This window comes from Cellulomonas sp. P1_C4, from assembly GCF_056406355.1.
Window position 1 is genome coordinate 59,805 of the sequence record NZ_JBFUAI010000015.1, and the last position, 17,888, is coordinate 77,692.

14 protein-coding genes are annotated in these 17,888 nt (G+C 73.2%); all 14 read left to right on the forward strand.

The annotated features are described in order from the left end of the window. Positions 1-152 precede the first annotated feature (152 nt). Positions 153-2,447, forward strand: a complete 2,295-nt coding sequence (locus tag AC1DYZ_RS13405; RefSeq protein WP_477065684.1) for a sodium-translocating pyrophosphatase — start codon at positions 153-155, stop codon at positions 2,445-2,447. A 135-nt stretch (positions 2,448-2,582) separates the two neighbouring features. Then, the gene (locus AC1DYZ_RS13410) at positions 2,583-3,248 is read left to right on the forward strand and encodes a ThuA domain-containing protein (RefSeq protein WP_477065685.1); all 666 of its coding nucleotides are present in this window, start codon (positions 2,583-2,585) and stop codon (positions 3,246-3,248) included. A gap of 19 nt (positions 3,249-3,267) precedes the next feature. Then, a complete protein-coding gene (locus tag AC1DYZ_RS13415) occupies positions 3,268-3,936 on the forward strand; it encodes an endonuclease/exonuclease/phosphatase family protein (RefSeq protein WP_477065686.1) in 669 nt (222 codons plus the stop codon). Positions 3,937-4,153: 217 nt separating this feature from the next. Beyond that, the gene (locus AC1DYZ_RS13420) at positions 4,154-5,698 is read left to right on the forward strand and encodes a DUF7059 domain-containing protein (RefSeq protein ID WP_477065687.1); all 1,545 of its coding nucleotides are present in this window, start codon (positions 4,154-4,156) and stop codon (positions 5,696-5,698) included. 254 nt (positions 5,699-5,952) lie between these two features. Next, complete coding sequence (locus tag AC1DYZ_RS13425) at positions 5,953-7,116, forward strand: efflux RND transporter periplasmic adaptor subunit (protein ID WP_477065748.1); 1,164 nt, start codon at positions 5,953-5,955, stop codon at positions 7,114-7,116. Continuing rightward, positions 7,109-7,840: an ABC transporter ATP-binding protein gene (locus tag AC1DYZ_RS13430; protein ID WP_477065688.1), complete on the forward strand. Its 732-nt coding sequence runs from the start codon at positions 7,109-7,111 to the stop codon at positions 7,838-7,840. The genes AC1DYZ_RS13425 and AC1DYZ_RS13430 overlap by 8 nt, the downstream gene beginning before the upstream one ends. Next, the gene (locus AC1DYZ_RS13435; RefSeq protein WP_477065689.1) at positions 7,837-9,069 is read left to right on the forward strand and encodes an ABC transporter permease; all 1,233 of its coding nucleotides are present in this window, start codon (positions 7,837-7,839) and stop codon (positions 9,067-9,069) included. The genes AC1DYZ_RS13430 and AC1DYZ_RS13435 overlap by 4 nt, the downstream gene beginning before the upstream one ends. Positions 9,070-9,095: 26 nt before the next feature. Then, complete coding sequence (locus AC1DYZ_RS13440) at positions 9,096-10,010, forward strand: hypothetical protein (RefSeq protein ID WP_477065690.1); 915 nt, start codon at positions 9,096-9,098, stop codon at positions 10,008-10,010. Next, positions 10,003-12,012 carry an efflux RND transporter periplasmic adaptor subunit gene (locus AC1DYZ_RS13445; protein ID WP_477065691.1) on the forward strand — a complete coding sequence of 670 codons (2,010 nt, stop codon included), beginning with the start codon at positions 10,003-10,005 and terminating at the stop codon, positions 12,010-12,012. The genes AC1DYZ_RS13440 and AC1DYZ_RS13445 overlap by 8 nt, the downstream gene beginning before the upstream one ends. A 107-nt stretch (positions 12,013-12,119) precedes the next feature. Further along, a complete protein-coding gene (gene proC, locus AC1DYZ_RS13450; RefSeq protein ID WP_477065692.1) occupies positions 12,120-12,950 on the forward strand; it encodes a pyrroline-5-carboxylate reductase in 831 nt (276 codons plus the stop codon). 37 nt (positions 12,951-12,987) lie between these two features. Next, complete coding sequence (locus tag AC1DYZ_RS13455) at positions 12,988-13,968, forward strand: LacI family DNA-binding transcriptional regulator (protein WP_477065693.1); 981 nt, start codon at positions 12,988-12,990, stop codon at positions 13,966-13,968. Positions 13,969-14,100: 132 nt separating this feature from the next. Further along, a complete protein-coding gene (locus tag AC1DYZ_RS13460) occupies positions 14,101-15,681 on the forward strand; it encodes a xylulokinase (protein WP_477065694.1) in 1,581 nt (526 codons plus the stop codon). Then, positions 15,678-16,388, forward strand: coding sequence for an L-ribulose-5-phosphate 4-epimerase (locus AC1DYZ_RS13465; protein WP_477065695.1), 711 nt, complete (start codon positions 15,678-15,680; stop codon positions 16,386-16,388). The genes AC1DYZ_RS13460 and AC1DYZ_RS13465 overlap by 4 nt, the downstream gene beginning before the upstream one ends. Further along, positions 16,385-17,887, forward strand: coding sequence for an L-arabinose isomerase (gene araA, locus AC1DYZ_RS13470; RefSeq protein WP_477065696.1), 1,503 nt, complete (start codon positions 16,385-16,387; stop codon positions 17,885-17,887). Before AC1DYZ_RS13465 ends, araA begins: the two co-directional genes overlap by 4 nt. Position 17,888 lies beyond the last annotated feature (1 nt).

Sequence of the window (17,888 nt, forward strand, 5' to 3'; positions counted from 1 at the left end):
ACGCCGGTCAGATCGCAACCGTCGGGCAACATGATCGACGCGTCGTGGTGCGATCTACGTCACATCTGCTGGCTAGACTCACCGGGTCGCGCAGCAACGGGGCTGCGGGGCAAGCGTGGTCAGGGGGCCTCGCTGATGTCCGAGGAGGATGCATGGTCGAGCTCGGGTCAACGAGCATCACGATCGTCAGTGTCATCGCGGCCGTTGCGGTCGCGTCCCTGCTCATCGCTGTCGTCCTGCGCCGCCAGGTGCTCGCGGCCGGTGAAGGGACCGAGTCCATGCGCGAGATCGCGCGCGCGGTCCAGGAAGGGGCAGCGGCGTACCTGAGCCGCCAGTTCCGCACCCTGGCCCTCTTCGCGGTCGTCGTCTGCGCCCTGCTGTTCCTGCTGCCGGGCGACAGCGGCGTCAAGGTCGGCCGGTCGATCTTCTTCCTGATCGGCGCCGGGTTCTCCGCGGCGATCGGGTACCTCGGCATGTGGTTGGCCACGCGGGCCAACGTCCGGGTGGCGGCCGCCGCGTCGCAGGAGGGTGGGCGTGCAGAGGGCGCGCGCATCGCATTCCGGACCGGCGGGTTCGTGGGCATGAGCGTCGTGGGCCTCGGCCTGCTCGGCGCCGCGTCCGTGGTTCTTATCTACAAGGCCGAGGCGCCGGCGGTGCTCGAGGGCTTCGGTTTCGGTGCGGCGCTGCTCGCCATGTTCATGCGCGTGGGCGGCGGCATCTTCACCAAGGCCGCCGACGTGGGCGCCGACCTCGTCGGCAAGGTCGAGCAGGGCATCCCGGAGGACGACCCGCGCAACGCCGCCACGATCGCGGACAACGTCGGCGACAACGTGGGTGACTGCGCCGGCATGGCCGCCGACCTGTTCGAGTCCTACGCGGTGACGCTCGTCGCGGCGCTCATCCTGGGCAAGGCCGCGTTCGGCGAGCAGGGTCTCGTCTTCCCGCTGATCGTCACGGCGATGGGCGCGCTCGTCGCGGTGCTCGGCGTGTTCATCACGCGGGTGCGCGGCGCGGAGAGCGGCCTCGCGGCCATCAACCGCGGCTTCTACATCTCGGCTCTGGTGGGCGTCGGCCTGTCGGCGATCGCGGCGTTCATCTACCTGCCGTCGACGTTCGCGGACTTCACGGGCGGCACCGCCGGCCTGGAGACGCACGCCGGCGACCCGCGCCTCATCGCTTCCGTGGCCGTGGCTATCGGCGTCGTCCTGGCCGGGATCATCCTCTGGGTCACCGGGTACTTCACGGGGACGACGAGCAAGCCGACGCTGCACGTCGCGCGCACCACCCTCACCGGCGCTGCCACGGTGGTCCTGTCGGGCATCGGGGTCGGCTTCGAGTCCGCCGTCTACACCGCGGGCATCATCGCCGCGGCGATCTGCGGCGTGTTCCTGCTGGCCGGCGGCTCGGTGGCGCTGTCTCTGTTCCTCATCGCGCTGGCGGGCTGCGGCCTGCTCACCACGGTCGGCGTCATCGTCGCCATGGACACCTTCGGGCCGGTGAGCGACAACGCGCAGGGCATCGCCGAGATGTCGGGCGACGTGACGCCGGAGGGCGCGCAGATCCTCACGGACCTGGACGCCGTCGGCAACACCACCAAGGCCGTCACCAAGGGCATCGCGATCGCGACGGCCGTCCTCGCGGCGACCGCGCTGTTCGGGTCGTACGCGGAGGCGGTCGCCCGGGCCCTGGCCACTGCGGGCGACGTGACGGGCGACATCACCGCCTCGATGCTGAACTACAGCATCATCAGCCCGGTCACCCTGGTCGGGGTGATCCTCGGCGGCGCGACGGTGTTCCTGTTCTCGGGCCTGGCCATCGACGCCGTGACCCGTGCCGCGGGCGCCATCGTGTTCGAGGTGCGTCGCCAGTTCCGCGAGCACCCCGGGATCATGACGTACGAGGAGCGGCCGGAGTACGGCAAGGTCGTCGACATCTGCACCCGTGACTCCCTGCGGGAGCTGGCGACGCCTGGGCTGCTCGCGGCGTTCGCACCCATCGCCGTCGGGTTCGGCCTCGGCGTGGGCCCGCTCGCCGGGTTCCTCGGCGGGGCCATCGCGACCGGCGTGCTCATGGCGGTCTTCCTGGCCAACTCGGGCGGCGCCTGGGACAACGCGAAGAAGATCGTCGAGGACGGCAACTTCGGTGGCAAGGGGTCCGACGCCCACGCGGCGGCGGTCATCGGCGACACCGTGGGCGACCCGTTCAAGGACACCGCCGGACCGGCCATCAACCCGCTGATCAAGGTGATGAACCTGGTGTCGTTGCTCATCGCGCCGGCCGTCGTGGCCGTCTCGGTGGGGACCGACGCCAACACCACGGTCCGAGTCACCATCGCCGTCGTCGCCGCGCTCATCGCGGGCGGCGCCGTCGTCATGTCTCGGTTTCGTGCGGCGCGAGCCGACCAGGACGACCTGACGCGCGAGGCCGAGAAGGCGCTCGCAGGCTGACGCTCACCGACGATGCCCCCGGCTCCGGCCGGGGGCATCGTCGTCTGTCCTGGCGGCGGAGCGGTCGACTCGCGGATCGTGGCGTGCGTGCCGCCGCTGTCTGTGGTGTGGTCGAGCTGACCCCGAGGAGGACTGATGCCCCACGCGCTCGTGCTCGCCGGCCATGGCCGGTACGAGGACCCGTGGCACGACGCCGCGGCGGTCTCGCACCGCGTGGCGTCGTTGCTCGCCGACGAGGGGATCGACACCACGATCCGCGGCACGATGCCGTCCGCGCTCGACGACGTCGACCCCGACCTGGTCGTCGTGGCCGCGGGTCGCGGGCGGCCCGACGTGGAGTTCGACGGTTCCGACGAGGACTGGGCGCCGTTCCACGCGCGGCTCGACGCGCTCGTGGCCGGCGGGGTCCCCGTGCTCGGGCTGCACCAGGCGACGAACACGTTCCTCGACTCGCCCACCTGGGGTTCCGTGCTGGGTGGTCGGTGGGTCGAGGGGACGTCGTGGCACCCGCCGCACGGGCACGCCTCGTTCCGGGTGGTCGACGCAGGACACCCCGTCACCTCCGGGCTGAGCTTCGTCGAGGCCGCCGACGAGCGGTACCTCTCGCTCGCCGTCTCGCCGGACGTGCACGTGCTCGTCGTCGCCGACCACGAGGGTGCCGCGCACCCGGTCGTCTGGGTCGCGCCTGGCCCCGCTCGGGTGGTCTACGACGCGCTGGGGCACGACGTCCGGTCCTACGACTCACCGTCCCGCGTCGACCTGTTCCGCCGCGAGGTCCGCTGGCTGCTGGGCCGCGAGTGAAGTCGAACGAGGAGCGCCGGTGACCACGAGCCCCGATGGCCCCCGCCTCCGGGTCATGACCTACAACATCAAGGGTCTGCACCTGTCCCGGCCCGACGCCGTCGCGGTGGTGCGTGCCGCGACGCCCGACGTGCTCGCCGTGCAGGAGCCGCCTCGCGGGGTGCTCGGACGGTGGCGGCTGGCCCGGTTCGGGCGTGCCGCCGGCCTGCGCGCGGTCGTCAACGGCCGCGGCGCGCGGACGACCRCCCTGCTGGTCGCGCCGGGGCGGCACGTGTCCGACGCCCGTGCGCTGCGACTGTCCTGGCGGCCCGGGACCACCCGGCGCGGCGTCTCGGTGGCGACCGTCGACGGCATCCGGTTCGTCGTCGTGCACCTCTCGCTCGTCCGCGACGAGCGCGCCGAGCACCTGTCCGACGTGCTCCGGGACCACGTCCCGACCGACCGAACAGTCGTCCTGGGCGACCTCAACGAGCTCCCCGACGGACCGGCGTGGGCCCGGCTCACCGGCGTGCTCGTCGACACCGCCCCTGCCGGCGGCCCCACGTTCCCCGCGGTCGAGCCGCACCAGCGCATCGACGCGATCCTGGTCACGCCGGACCTCACCTTCTCGGCACCGCGGGTCCTGGAGGGCCCGGAGGTCCTGGTCGGCAGCGACCACCGCCCCCTCGTCGTCGACCTGGCCCCCTGACGTAGCCGCAGCGTCCGCACATTCGAGCGTCCCGACAACCGAATGTGCGGACGTTGCCGGGCCCTGTGCCGGACGTCCGCACTTTCGAGCGTCCCGACGGCCGAATGCGCGGACGTTGCCGGATCCTGTGCCGGACGTCCGCACATTCGAGCGTCCCGACGGCCGAACGTGCGGACGTTGCCGTTGGTGGTGGGGCCAGGGCGGGGATGATGGCTGCGTGGCTCATGACTCCGCGCCCGGCGCGCCCCAGCCCGATGCGGCGCTCGTCGCGGCGCTCCGCGACGACCTGACGACGAGCGGGTACGGCGTCGTCGGCGTCGAGGAGGTGCTCGGGGCGGTCGCMGCGGACGCCCTCCACCGCGAGGAGCCCGTGCCGGCGCTGCGCGCGACCGCCGCGGCTGCCGACGACGTCGTCGCGGGACTGATCCGCACGTTCCTGCTGGGGGAGACGACCCCGCGCGCGACGCTCGAGCGAGCACTGCCGACGCTCACCGTGGCCGGCGCCGCGCGGCTGGGCCTGGTCGAGGTCGACGGCGACGAGGTCCGCGCGCGGGTAGACCTGCGCCCCTACACCGCGGTCGACGGCGGCGGGGAGGTCGACTGGTGGATCGCGTCCGACCTGGGCGAGCTGGCCACCGGGACCGCGCTGCGGACCGACCACGTGCTCGGCGTCGGCGGGGCGTCCACCACGTTGGCGCAGGTCACGGTCCGCGACGAGCGGGACCTCGTGCTCGACCTGGGCACCGGCTGCGGGATCCAGGCGCTGCACGCCTCGCGGCACTCGCGGCGGGTGGTCGGCACCGACATCTCCCGGCGGGCGCTCGGGTTCGCGCGGTTCAACGCGGAGCTCGCCGGCCTGGACGGGTTCCGCCTCGAGCTGCGCGAGGGGTCGATGCTGGAGCCGGTCGCGCAGGAGCGGTTCGACCTCGTGGTCAGCAACCCGCCGTTCGTCATCACGCCGCGCACGCCGGGCATGCCGTCGTACGAGTACCGCGACGGCGGCCGTTCCGGGGACGCGATCGTGCAGGAGCTGGTCGAAGGCGTCGGGGCGGTGCTGGCGCCGGGCGGCGTCGCGCAGCTGCTGGGCAACTGGGAGGTGCGCCGCGGCGAGGAGTGGCACGAGCGGGTGGGCTCGTGGCTCGACGCCAGCGGGCTGGATGGCTGGGTGGTCCAGCGCGAGCTGCAGGACCCCGCGCAGTACGCCGAGACGTGGATCCGCGACGGCGGCACGACTCCCGACCGGGACCGGGCGGCCTGGGCGGCGCGCTATGGCGCGTGGCTCGACGACTTCGCGTCGCGGGACGTCGAGGGGATCGGGTTCGGCGTCGTGACCCTCCGCAAACCTGTCGGTGAGCCCTCGCTGCGGCGGCTCGAGGAGGTCACCGGCACCGTCCGGCAGCCGCTCGGCCCCGCGATCGCGGCGTCGCTGGCCGCTCACGACTGGCTCTCGATGTCCGACGACGACCTCACTGGTCAGCGCCTCGTCGTGGCCCCTGACGTCACCGAGGAGCGGTACCTCACGCCCGGTGACCCGGACCCCCAGGTCGTGCTGCTGCGCCAGGGCGGCGGCTTCGGCCGCGCGGTCCAGGCCGGCACCGCGCTCGCGGGGTTCGTCGGAGTCTGCGACGGCGAGCTGACCGTCGGCCAGATCGTCAACGCCCTCGGCGCCCTGCTCGAGGTCGGCGCCGACGCCGTCGGGGCCGACGTCCTCCCGTCGGCCCGCGGCCTGGTCCGCGACGGTCTCCTGCTCCCCGCGGACTAGCACCCCAGCAACGTCCGAGCAGATGGAGGCCAGGCCCCACCGTTCCTCGGACGCAACGGGGCGGTGAATGCGCAACGTCCGAGCAGATGCATGTCAGGACCCACATCTGCTCGGACGTTGGAAGCGAGATCAGCGGAGCTCGAGCACGCGGGTGCGCTACTCACAGGTCGGCCACAGGCCGGTGCTAAGGCCGACCCAGCGCGCGTCCCTACGTTCGGCCCAGGTCAGACGACCGGGTCGACGTGAGGGAGAACATGCAGCACGTGTGGAGGCGGACAACGCCGCTGACGAGGACGGTCTCAGCCGCGGTCCTCGTCGGCCTCGTCGCCGCGGGAATCTGGTGGTTCGGGATCAGGGACGCGTCGGCGGCGTCGGCCGCGCCCGTGACGCGCACCGTCGCGGCGAGCGTGACGACGATGCAGAAGTCGGTCAGCGGCAGCGGCACGCTGACCCCGTCGGTGCAGCAGGACGTGAGCTTCGACGTGAGCGGCACCGTCACCGCGGTGCCGGTGGCCGTCGGGCAGACCGTGACGGCCGGGCAGACGCTCGCGACGGTGGACACCCTGCAGCTCAACGCCGACCTGCTCCAGGCCAAGGCCACCCTGGCCAGCGCGCAGGCCAAGCTGTCGGACGCGGCGGGCACCGCGCAGATCGCGGCCGCCCAGGCGCAGGTCGACGTGGCCCAGTCCGGGGTCGACACCGCGCAGACCGCGATGGACGGCGCGACGTTGACCGCGCCCGTCGCCGGCCTGCTCACCGCCGTCAACCTCGAGGTCGGCGATGCCGTCAGCGGGGGTAGCAGCAGCGGTCCGAGCACCGGCGGCGGCAGCGACACGACCACCGCGCAGTTCACCATCGTCGGCACCGACGCGTGGGAGGTCGACGTCACGGTGAGCGACGCGGACGTCGCGCTCATCGCGGTGGGCGACCAGGCCGAGGTCACGCTCGACGGTGCGACCGACCCGGTGTTCGGCACCATCAGCGAGATCGGCCTGTTGTCCACGAGCGACTCCGGCGTCGCGGCCTACCCCGTGACCGTCGCGGTCACCGGCGACCAGGAGGGCCTGCACGACGGCGTCTCCGCGGACGTCGAGCTGGTCTACGAGCGCCGCACCGACGTGCTCACCGTGCCGAGCCTCGCGGTCACCACCGCGACCGACGGCACCGCGACCGTCAAGCAGGTGGACGCGGACGGGAAGACCGCCGAGGTCACCGTCACCACGGGGGAGACGTCGGGCAACCTCACCGAGATCACCGACGGCCTGGCCGAGGGCGACGAGGTCGTGCTGGCCACCTTCACCCCGGGCCAGGGCGGCACGGGTCGGCAGAACCAGAACCAGCAGCAGGGCGGGCAGTTCCCCGACGGCGCGTTCCCGGGCGGACCGCAGGTCCAGCAGGGCGGCCAGACGAATGGCTGAGCTGACGTTGCCGTACTTCGAGGCGGCGCCCGAGTCGAGCGGCACCGAGCCGGTCATCGACCTCGTCGGCGTCCGCAAGACCTACACCTCGGGCACCATCGAGTTCGAGGCGCTGCGCGGCATCGACCTGCGGATCGAGCAGGGCGAGTACGTGGCGGTCATGGGGCCGTCGGGGTCGGGCAAGTCGACGCTCATGAACATCCTCGGCTGCCTGGACACGCTCTCCAGCGGCACCTACCGCCTGGCCGGCGAGGACGTGGGGGAGCTCGACGAGATCGACCTCGCGGACATCCGGAACCGTCAGATCGGCTTCGTGTTCCAGCAGTTCAACCTGCTGCCGTCGCTCTCGGCCTGGCGGAACGTCGAGCTCCCGCTGGTCTACGGGCGGGTGCCGGCGGCGTCCCGCAGGGAACGGGCCGCGACCGCGCTCGAGCGCGTCGGGCTGGGCGACCGGCTGGACAACCGCCCGGGCGAGCTGTCCGGCGGGCAGCAGCAGCGCGTCGCGGTCGCGCGCGCCCTCGTCGGCGAACCAGCCCTGCTCCTGGCCGACGAGCCCACGGGCAACCTCGACTCGACGTCCACCAGCGATGTCCTGCAGCTCTTCGACGAGCTGCACGGGCAGGGCCGCACGATCGTCCTCATCACGCACGAGGCCGATGTCGCCGAGCGCGCGCAGCGGGTGGTCCGCGTCCACGACGGGCTCATCGTCGGGGGTGCCGCATGACCTGGACCGAGACCCTGCGCACCGGATGGTCGGCGGTGACCTCGCACGCGATGCGGTCGATCCTCACCGTGCTGGGCATCCTCATCGGCATCGCCGCGGTCATCCTCACCGTCGGGCTCGGACTCGGCACGCAGAAGGACGTCAGCGAGCAGATCAGCCAGCTGGGCAGCAACCTGCTCATCGTCAAGCCGGGCAGCAGCACCAGCACGTCAGGCGTCCGCGGTGGCTTCGGTTCGCGGACGACACTGACGACGGCCGACGCCGCGGCGCTCGACTCGTCGGTCAACGCGCCCGACATCGGCAAGGTCGCCGCCGAGAAGACGACGTCCACCTCGCTCGAGGCGAACGACACCAACTGGACCACCAGCGTCACCGGCACCAGCGCGGACTGGCCCGACGTCCGCGGCCGCACGCTCGCCACCGGGGCGTTCTTCACGGCCGACGACGAGGCGTCCCGCGCGGACGTGGTCGTGCTCGGACCGGAGACCGCCGAGGAGCTGTTCGGCTCCACGCGGGTGGTCGGCCAGACGGTCAGCATCGGCGACACCGACCTGCGGATCGTCGGCGTGCTGGCGGCCCAGGGCGCCAGCGGCGACAGCGACCTCGACGACGTCGCGGTCATCCCGATGTCGACGGCGGCGGACACGCTCGTCGGCGGGCAGGACCGCAACGCGGTGTCGACGATCTATGTGCAGGCGGCCGCGACCGACCAGCTCAACGCCGCGTACCAGGAGGCCGAGGCGCTGCTGCTCAACCTGCACGGCATCACCGACGCCGACGGGGCCGACTTCACCATCAACAGCCAGGACGCCCTCGTCTCGACGGCGACCGCTGTCTACAAGACGCTGACCGTCCTGCTCACCGGTATCGCGGCTCTGTCCCTGCTGGTCGGGGGCATCGGGGTCATGAACATCATGCTCGTCTCCGTCACGGAGCGGACGCGCGAGATCGGGCTGCGCAAGGCGCTCGGTGCCCCGCCGTGGGCCATCCGCCGGCAGTTCCTGGTCGAGGCCACGGTGCTCGGACTGGCCGGTGGCGTGCTCGGCGCGGCGCTCGGGATCATCGCCGCCCAGGTCCTGCCCGGACTGCTCGGCTCGTCGGTCGTCGTGTCCGGCGCCGCGGTCGCGGGCTCGGTCGTGATCGCGATGGGCATCGGCCTGGTGTTCGGCGTCTACCCCGCCACGCGCGCCGCGCGCCTGGCCCCCATCGACGCGCTGCGCGCGGAGTAAAACCCCTCTCAGCAAGGAGTCTTCCCATGTCTCGTCCCACGCGACACCGCGCCCTCGTGGTGCTCCCGGCGCTCGCTGCGGCCACCGTCCTCGTGCTCGCCGGCTGCTCCGGCGGCTCCGACACGCCGGCGGCTGCGGCCGCTGCCCCCAGCGGCGACTCGACCGCCGGCGCCCAGCAGGACGACCCGCAGCGCTCCGGCCCCGGCGGCGGTACCTCCGGCGAGATCGCGTCCGTCACCGGCACGGTCATGCAGGTCCGCTCCACGGACGCGCAGACCGCGGTGAGCTGGACCGACGACACGACGTTCACGGCGTCCGTCGCGGGCGCGCTGTCCGACGTCACCGTCGGCTCGTGCGTGGTCGCGGTGTCGACGGCCACCACGGACGACTCCACGGACGCGACGGCCCCGCTCGCCGCCACGACCATCCAGCTGACCACGGCCGCCGACGACGGCACGTGCGCCGGTGGCTTCGGTGGCGGGGGCGGCTTCGGCGGCGGTGGCGACCGTCCCGACGGCGCCCCGACCGACCTGCCCAGCATGCCTGCCGGTGACCGACCGTCCGGGGCCCCGTCCGGCGCACCCGGCGGCATGCGGGGCTTCAACGGCATCGCCGGCGGCAAGGTCACCGCGGTCGACGGCGGCACCCTGACCGTCGAGGTCACCGGCCAGGACGACGCCACGACCTCCCGGACCGTCGCGGTCACCGACGCCACGACCTACACGAAGGCCGTGCCGGCCGACGCCACCGCGATAGTCGTCGGGCAGTGCGCCAGCGCGCGCGGCCAGGCCGACGACAGCGGCAAGGTGACCGCGACCAGCATCACCGTCTCCGCGCCGACCGACGGCGAGTGCAGCACCGGGTTCGCGGGCCGCGGTTTCCCGGGCGGACAGGGTGGCTCCGACACGAGCACGGACCAGCAGGGCGGCACCGATGCCTGACCGCGCAGCGCGCCCGTCCGTCGCGCTCCGGCGGCGAGCCCGTCGTCGCCGCGTCGTCGCCCTCACCGCGGCCGGCGCCGTGGTCCTCGTGGCCGCGGGCGGCGGCGTCGCCCTGGCCCTCGGCGGTCCCGACGACGGCCGCTACCGCACCGTGACCGCCGAGAAGGCGAACGTCGAGCAGATCGTGGACTCCGTCGGGACCATCGCGTCGGCCAGCCGCCGCGACGCCGCGTTCTCGGTCGACGGCACGGTCGCCACGGTGACCGTGTCCGTCGGGCAGGTCGTTGCGGCCGGTGACGTGCTCGCGACGCTCGACACCGACGCGCTGCAGGAGGCCGTCGACAAGGCGCAGGCGGACCTGGCCGACGCGCAGCAGCAGCTGAGCGACGACCTGGACTCGCAGACGGCGTCGTCCTCGAGCTCGTCCTCCTCCAGCTCGTCGAGCTCCGCGTCCTCGTCGTCGACGTCGTCGTCGACACCGTCGTCCTCCGCGACGCCGTCGTCGACACCGACGGCGTCGACCGAGAACCCGAGCACGGGCGGCGACACCCGTGGCGGCGGCGACTCCACGGACCCGGCGGTCGCCGCGGCGATGGCCGACGTGCAGAAGGCGCAGCAGGCGCTGCTCGACCAGTACCAGGTGACGGCCGGCGCGCTGGCGACCAGCGGTGCGAGCGTCACGGCGTCGCAGGCGTCGTGCGCGGCGTTCCTCGCGGTCGTCGGGACGGACGTCACCGGCGACGGCGGCGCGGACGGGTCCGACGACGGCTCCGGCGACGCCACGCCGACGCCCGATCCGTCCTCGACCGCGGAGGCGACGACGGACGGCACGTCCACCGACGACGCCCCCGCCCCGGACACCTCGGCCGTCGACCAGGCGCTCGCCGACTGCCAGGCCGCGCTCTCCGGCGCTCTCGACGCGCAGACGGCCACCGACGCGGAGCAGCAGGAGCTCATGACGCTGGCCACGGCCCTCGACGACGCCGTGGCGGCGCTGCAGACGGCGATCGCCTCGTCGGGCGCGAGCTCGTCGACCGCCGCGCAGCCGTCGACCAGCCCGACGACCTCGACCCCGACGCAGTCGTCGACCACGCCGTCGTCAACGTCCGCATCGTCGACCAGCACCCCGTCGACGAGCACCCCGTCGACGAGCACCCCGTCGACCAGCACCCCGTCCACCGCCAGCTCGCCGTCCGGCGGCTCGACCACGACCGTGGCGTCGGCGGCGACGATCCTGGCCGACCAGGCCGCGATCGACCTGCACGAGGCGAACGTCGCGCTGGCGCAGAGCCGGCTCCCGTTCTCCACGCTGACCAGCCCGATCGCGGGCACGGTCGCGGCGGTCTCGCTCGCCGTGGGCGACTCGGTCACCGCGTCGTCGACCACCGCGGTGGTCACGGTCCTCGGCCCCGACGGCTACACGGTCACCACGAGCGTCCCGCTGACCAAGATCGACATCGTCACGGTCGGCCAGAGCGCCCAGGTGACCACGCCGAGCACGGACGCCAAGCTCACCGGCACGGTCAGCAGCATCGGGATCCTCGACACGTCGACCACGGCGGACCCGGCCTACAGCGTCGAGCTGGCCCTCGACCCGACGGACGCGACGCTCTACGACGGGGCCTCGGCGCAGGTCCACCTCTCGGTCGCGGGCGCCGACCAGGTGCTCACGGTCCCGACGTCGGCGGTCCACGTCGACGGCGCGACGGCCACTGTCCAGGTCCTGCAGGACGGCAGCCCGACCGACGTCACCGTCACCCGCGGCGCGGTCGGCGCGGAGCGGACCGAGATCACCGACGGCCTCGCCGCCGGCGACCGGGTGGTCCTCGCGGACAACGACGAGGCCATCGTGTCCAGCACGTCGACCACCAACCAGGGCCTGTCCGGCCTGGGCGGCGACTCGAGCGACCAGGGCGGCCCGCCGCAGTTCGGGTTCGACGGCGGCGGCCAGGGCGGACCCCCGGCGGGCTTCTCGGGGGGCGGTGCCACCAACGGCGGCTGAGCGCAGACGCGTGAACGGGTGCCCTCGGCCCCGTCCGTCGTCGGCGCCGCGGCCGCGTCGGTAGGCTCGCGGCGTCGCCCTTCGGCGGCACGGACGGAGGGACGACGATGACCGACGAGGCCACCGACGGCAGGCCGCAGGTCGCGGTGCTGGGCGGCGGGGTGATGGGCGAGACCCTGCTCAGCGCGTTGCTGACCGCGGGATGGGCGCCCGAGCAGGTCGAGGTCACCGAGCGGTACGTGCCGCGGGCCGACGAGCTCGCCGGCCGCTACGGCGTGCGCACCGGCGCGTCGAACGCCGACGCCGCCGCCCGCGCCGACGTCGTGCTCCTCGCGGTCAAGCCGAACGTCGTCGCGTCGGTGCTCGACGAGGTCAAGCAGGCCCTGCGCGGCGGTGAGCTCGTCGTGAGCGTGGCCGCCGGGCTGCCGATCTCGAGCTACGAGAAGCGACTCAACCCCGGCCAGCCCGTCGTCCGCATCATGCCGAACACGCCGGCCGTCGTCGGCAAGGGCGCGAGCGCCATCGCCCCCGGCACGCACGCGAGCGAGGGCCACCTCGTGCTCGTCGAGAAGATGCTCGCCGCCACCGGCCTCGTGGTCCGCGTGGCGGAAAAGGACCTCGACGCGGTAACCGCGATCTCCGGGTCGGGGCCGGCGTACGCGTTCTACCTGATCGACGCGATGGCCGAGGCGGGCGTGCTGCTCGGACTGAGCCGGGACCTGGCGACCAAGCTGGCCGTGGCCACCGTCGAGGGCTCTGCGGCGCTCGCCGCCCAGTCCGGTGACCACCCCGTGATCCTGCGGGAACGGGTGTCGTCGCCGGGCGGCACCACGGTCGCCGCCGTTCAGGTGCTCGACGCGCACGGGGTCCGCGCCGGGTTCGTCGCCGCCGCGCAGGCCGCGCGCGACCGCTCGCGCGAGCTCGGCCAGCAGTACTGATGAGCAACCGATGAACGGGATGGTGCGTCCGCCGGCGATGAGCGACGTCGCCGCGCTCGCCGGCGTCTCCCACCAGACCGTCTCCCGCGTGCTCAACGACCACCCGAGCGTGCGGCCGGAGACCCGCGACCGCGTCAACCACGCCATCGCGGCCCTCGGCTACCGCCGCAACAGCGCCGCCCGCGCCCTGGTGACCCGGCGGTCCGGCACGCTCGGCGTGGTCACCCCGGCCACCGCGCTCTACGGCCCCACCAGCACGCTGGTCGGGCTCGAGGAGGCCGCACGGGTGGTCGGCTGGTTCGTCTCGGTGGCCACGATCAGGCAGTTCGACGCGGACAGCATGCACACCGCGGTCGAGCACTTCCTGGGGCAGGGCGTCGACGGCATCGCGATCATCGCGCCGACGACGGAGGTCGCGCAGGCCATCGCCGCGATCGCGTCCCCCGTGCCGGTCGTGCTCATCTCGTCGGCGTCCGACGTCCCGTCGGAGGCGCACCTGCACGCCGTCGGGGTCGACCAACGGCACGGCGCGCGCCTGGCCACGCAGCACCTGCTCGACCAGGGTTTCCCCGAGGTGGTCCACGTGGCCGGGCCGCAGGACTGGTTCGACGCCCAGGACCGCCTCGCCGGTTGGCGGGAGGTGTCCGGACCCGGCGCCCCCGAGCACATCGAGGCCGGCTGGGACGCCGCCGACGGCTACGAGCTCGGGCTGCGCATGGCCGACGAAGGGCTGCCGCGCGCGATCTTTGCGGCCAACGACCAGCTCGCGCTCGGCCTGCTGCACGCGTTCTGGGAGAGGGGCGTCCGGGTGCCCCACGACGTGGCCGTCGTCGGGTTCGACGACGAGGTCGGGGCTGCGCACTACACGCCGCCGTTGACCACCGTGCGGCAGGACTTCGGGGCGCTCGGGCGGCTCGCGGTCGCCTCGCTGCAGGCCGCGTTCGCGGGCGAGGACGTCGAGCGCCAGCAGATCCCCGCGGAGCTGGTGGTGCGCGCGAGCTCGCTGGGTCGACCGTGACGCGCGACGACCGACAGATGTCGTCGATCTCGTTCCCTGCTGCCAGTGGCCAGAATCCGGGATGTTAGCGCTAACATGTCTCACGGCCGCCGGCGTCCGCCGCGGTCCGCGATGCAGGAACGGAGCCGCGTGATGACGGTCGATCCCCACGATGCCGACCCCCGGGCGGCCATCGCGAGCGGGCGGACGAGCCTTGGCATCGAGCTGGGCTCCACCCGAATCAAGGCCGTCCTGATCGGCCCGGACCACGCGCCGCTCGCGAGCGGAAGCCACGACTGGGAGAACCAGTTCGTCGACCGGGTGTGGACCTACTCGCTGGACGCGGTCTGGTCGGGGCTGCAGGCGGCGGTCGCCGCCCTGCTGGACGACGCCGAGCGGCAGCACGGCGTGCGACCCACGAACCTGCAGGCCATCGGCATCTCGGCGATGATGCACGGCTACCTCGCCTTCGACGAGGCGGACGAGCTCCTGGTCCCCTTCCGCACCTGGCGCAACACCAGCACCGGCCCGGCCGCCGCCGAGCTGACCGAGCTGTTCGGCTACAACATCCCGCTGCGCTGGTCCATAGCGCACCTGCGCCAGGCGACGATCGACGCCGAGCCGCACGTCGCGCAGATCCGCACGATCACCACGCTCGCCGGCTACGTGCATTGGCGGCTGACCGGCCGCAAGGTGCTGGGCATCGGCGACGCGTCGGGCCTGTTCCCGATCGACACGACGACCAAGACCTACGACGCGACGATGCTGGCCGCGTACCCCGGCCCGAGCATCGAGGCCCTGCTCCCCGAGGTCCTGCTCGCGGGCCAGGACGCCGGCGCGCTGACCGAGGCCGGCGCCGCGCTGCTCGATCCCACGGGCACCCTGCAGGCGGGCATCCCGCTGTGCCCGCCCGAGGGTGACGCGGGCACCGGCATGGTCGCCACCAACGCGGTCGCGCCGCGGACGGGCAACGTCAGTGTCGGCACGAGCATCTTCGCGATGGTCGTGCTGGAGCAGCCCCTCGCCACCGTCCACGACGAGCTCGACCTGGTGACCACGCCCGCCGGCGACCTGGTCGCGATGGTGCACTGCAACAACGGCGCCAGCGAGCTCGGCGCGTGGGCCGAGGTGTTCGGGCAGTTCGCCACGGCCCTGGGTGCCACCGCCAGCCCGGACGAGGTCTTCGGCACGATGCTGCGCGCGGCCCTGACCGGCGACGCCGACGGCGGCGGGCTGCTGGCCTACAACTACCTGTCCGGCGAGCCGATCACGGGCCTGGACGAGGGGCGGCCGCTGTTCGTCCGCACCCCCGACAGCCGGCTGACGCTCGCCAACTTCGCGCGCACGCAGGTCTACAGCGCGTTCGGCACGCTCAGCATCGGAATGCGCGTCCTGGCCGACGAGGGCGTCGAGCTCGACTCGATGTACGCGCACGGCGGCCTGTTCCGGACCGAGGGGGTCGCGCAGCGGCTGCTGGCCGCGGCCATCGGCGCCCCGGTGACCGTCGGGCAGTCGGCGGGCGAGGGCGGGGCGTGGGGCATCGCGGTGCTCGCCGCCTACCTGGGCGCGGCGTCCGAGCAGGACCTGAGCACGTACCTGACCGAACGGGTCTTCGGTGCCGCCGAGTCGGTGACCGTCGCGCCCGACGACGACGACCTGCGTGGCTTCGACGCCTACCTCGCGCGCTACAGCGCCGGGCTGGCCGTCGAGCGGGCCGCGGTGGAGGCGCTGTGAGCATCGAGAACGAGATCGCCCGGACCCGCGAGGTCGTGGCGCGGCTGCACGCGGAGCTCCCGCGCTGGGAGCTCGTCGTGTGGACGGCGGGCAACGTCTCGCAGCGCGTCGTCGTCGGCACGGCCCCCGGACCCGACGACCTGTTCGTCATCAAGCCCTCGGGCGTCACCTACGACGAGCTCACGCCGGAGTCCATGGTCGTCTGTGACCTGGACGGCAACCTCGTCGACGGGACCCGCGCGCCCTCCAGCGACACAGCGGCGCACGCCTACGTCTACCGGCACATGCCCGACGTCGGCGGCGTCGTGCACACCCACTCCACCTACGCGACGGCCTGGGCCGCCCGCGGCGAACCGGTGCCGTGCGTGCTGACGATGATGGCCGACGAGTTCGGCGGCGACGTCCCGATCGGCCCGTTCGCGCTCATCGGCGACGACTCGATCGGTCGCGGCATCGTCGAGACCCTGCGCGACTCCCGCAGCCCCGCGGTCCTCATGCGCAACCACGGCCCGTTCACGATCGGCCGTGACGCCAAGGCCGCCGTGAAGGCCGCCGTGATGGTCGAGGAGGTCGCGCGCACGGTGCACATCGCCCGTCAGCTGGGCGACACCGTGCCCATCGCGCAGTCCGACATCGATTCCCTGTACGCGCGTTACCAGCACGTCTACGGCCAGCAGCCCACCCACACCACGGAGACCGAGTCATGACCAAGCCCTACGCCGACCGCGAGATCTGGTTCCTCACCGGGAGCCAGGGACTGTACGGCGAGGAGACGCTGCGCCAGGTCGCCACGCAGTCGCAGGAGATCGCGCGGGTCCTCGGCGACGCCCTGCCGGCGAAGCTGGTCTGGAAGCCGGTCCTCACCGACTCCGACGCCATCCGCCGCGCGGCCCTCGAGGCCAACGCCGACGACGCCGTCATCGGCGTGATCGTGTGGATGCACACGTTCTCGCCGGCCAAGATGTGGATCTCCGGCCTCGACGCGCTGCGCACCCCGCTGCTGCACCTGCACACGCAGGCGAACGTCGAGCTGCCGTGGGACACCATCGACTTCGACTTCATGAACCTCAACCAGGCCGCGCACGGCGACCGCGAGTTCGGGTACATCGCGACCCGGCTCGGGGCGGCGCGCAAGACGGTCGCGGGGCACGTGTCCAACCCGGCCGTGACCGCGTCGATCGACACCTGGGTCCGCGCGTGCGCGGGCTGGGCGGCGACGCACGAGCTGAAGCTGGCGCGGTTCGGCGACAACATGCGCAACGTCGCGGTCACCGAGGGCGACAAGACCGAGGCCGAGCTGCGGTTCGGCGTCTCGGTGAACACGTGGGGCGTGAACGACCTGGTCGCCGCGGTGGCCGCGGTGGCCGACGCCGACGTCGACGCGCTCGTCGCGGAGTACGAGGACCTGTACGACGTGGTCCCGGAGCTGCGCGCCGGCGGCGACCGCCACGAGTCCCTGCGCTACGGCGCCCGGCAGGAGATCGCCCTGCGGACCCTGCTCGAGTCGCTGGGTGCCAAGGCCTTCACGACGAACTTCGAGGACCTCGGCGACCTGCGCCAGCTGCCCGGCCTCGCCGTCCAGCGGCTCATGGCCGACGGGTACGGCTTCGGCGCCGAGGGCGACTGGAAGACCGCGATCTTGGTCCACGCCGCCAAGGTGATGGGCGCCGGCCTGCCCGGCGGCGCTTCGCTCATGGAGGACTACACCTACGACCTCACGCCCGGCTCGGAGCGGATCCTCGGCGCGCACATGCTCGAGATCTGCCCCAGCCTGACGACCTCGAAGCCGACGCTCGAGATCCACCCCCTCGGCATCGGCGGCAAGGAGGACCCGGTCCGCCTGGTCTTCAACGCCGACCCCGGCGTGGGCGTCGTCGTCTCGATGGCCGACATGCGCGACCGCTTCCGGCTCACCGCCAACGTGGTCGACGTCGTCCCGCCGACCGCCGACCTGCCGCACCTGCCGGTCGCCCGCGCGGTGTGGGAGCCGCGCCCCGACTTCCGCACGTCCGCCGAGGCCTGGCTGACCGCCGGGGGAGCGCACCACACCGTGCTCACCACGGCCGTCGGGGTCGAGGCGTTCGAGGACTTCGCCGAGATCGCCCGCACCGAGCTGCTGGTCATCGACGAGGACACCACGCGCCGCGGCTTCCGCGACCAGGTCCGCTGGAACCAGGTCTACTTCCGGCTCGCGCAGGGCTTCTGAC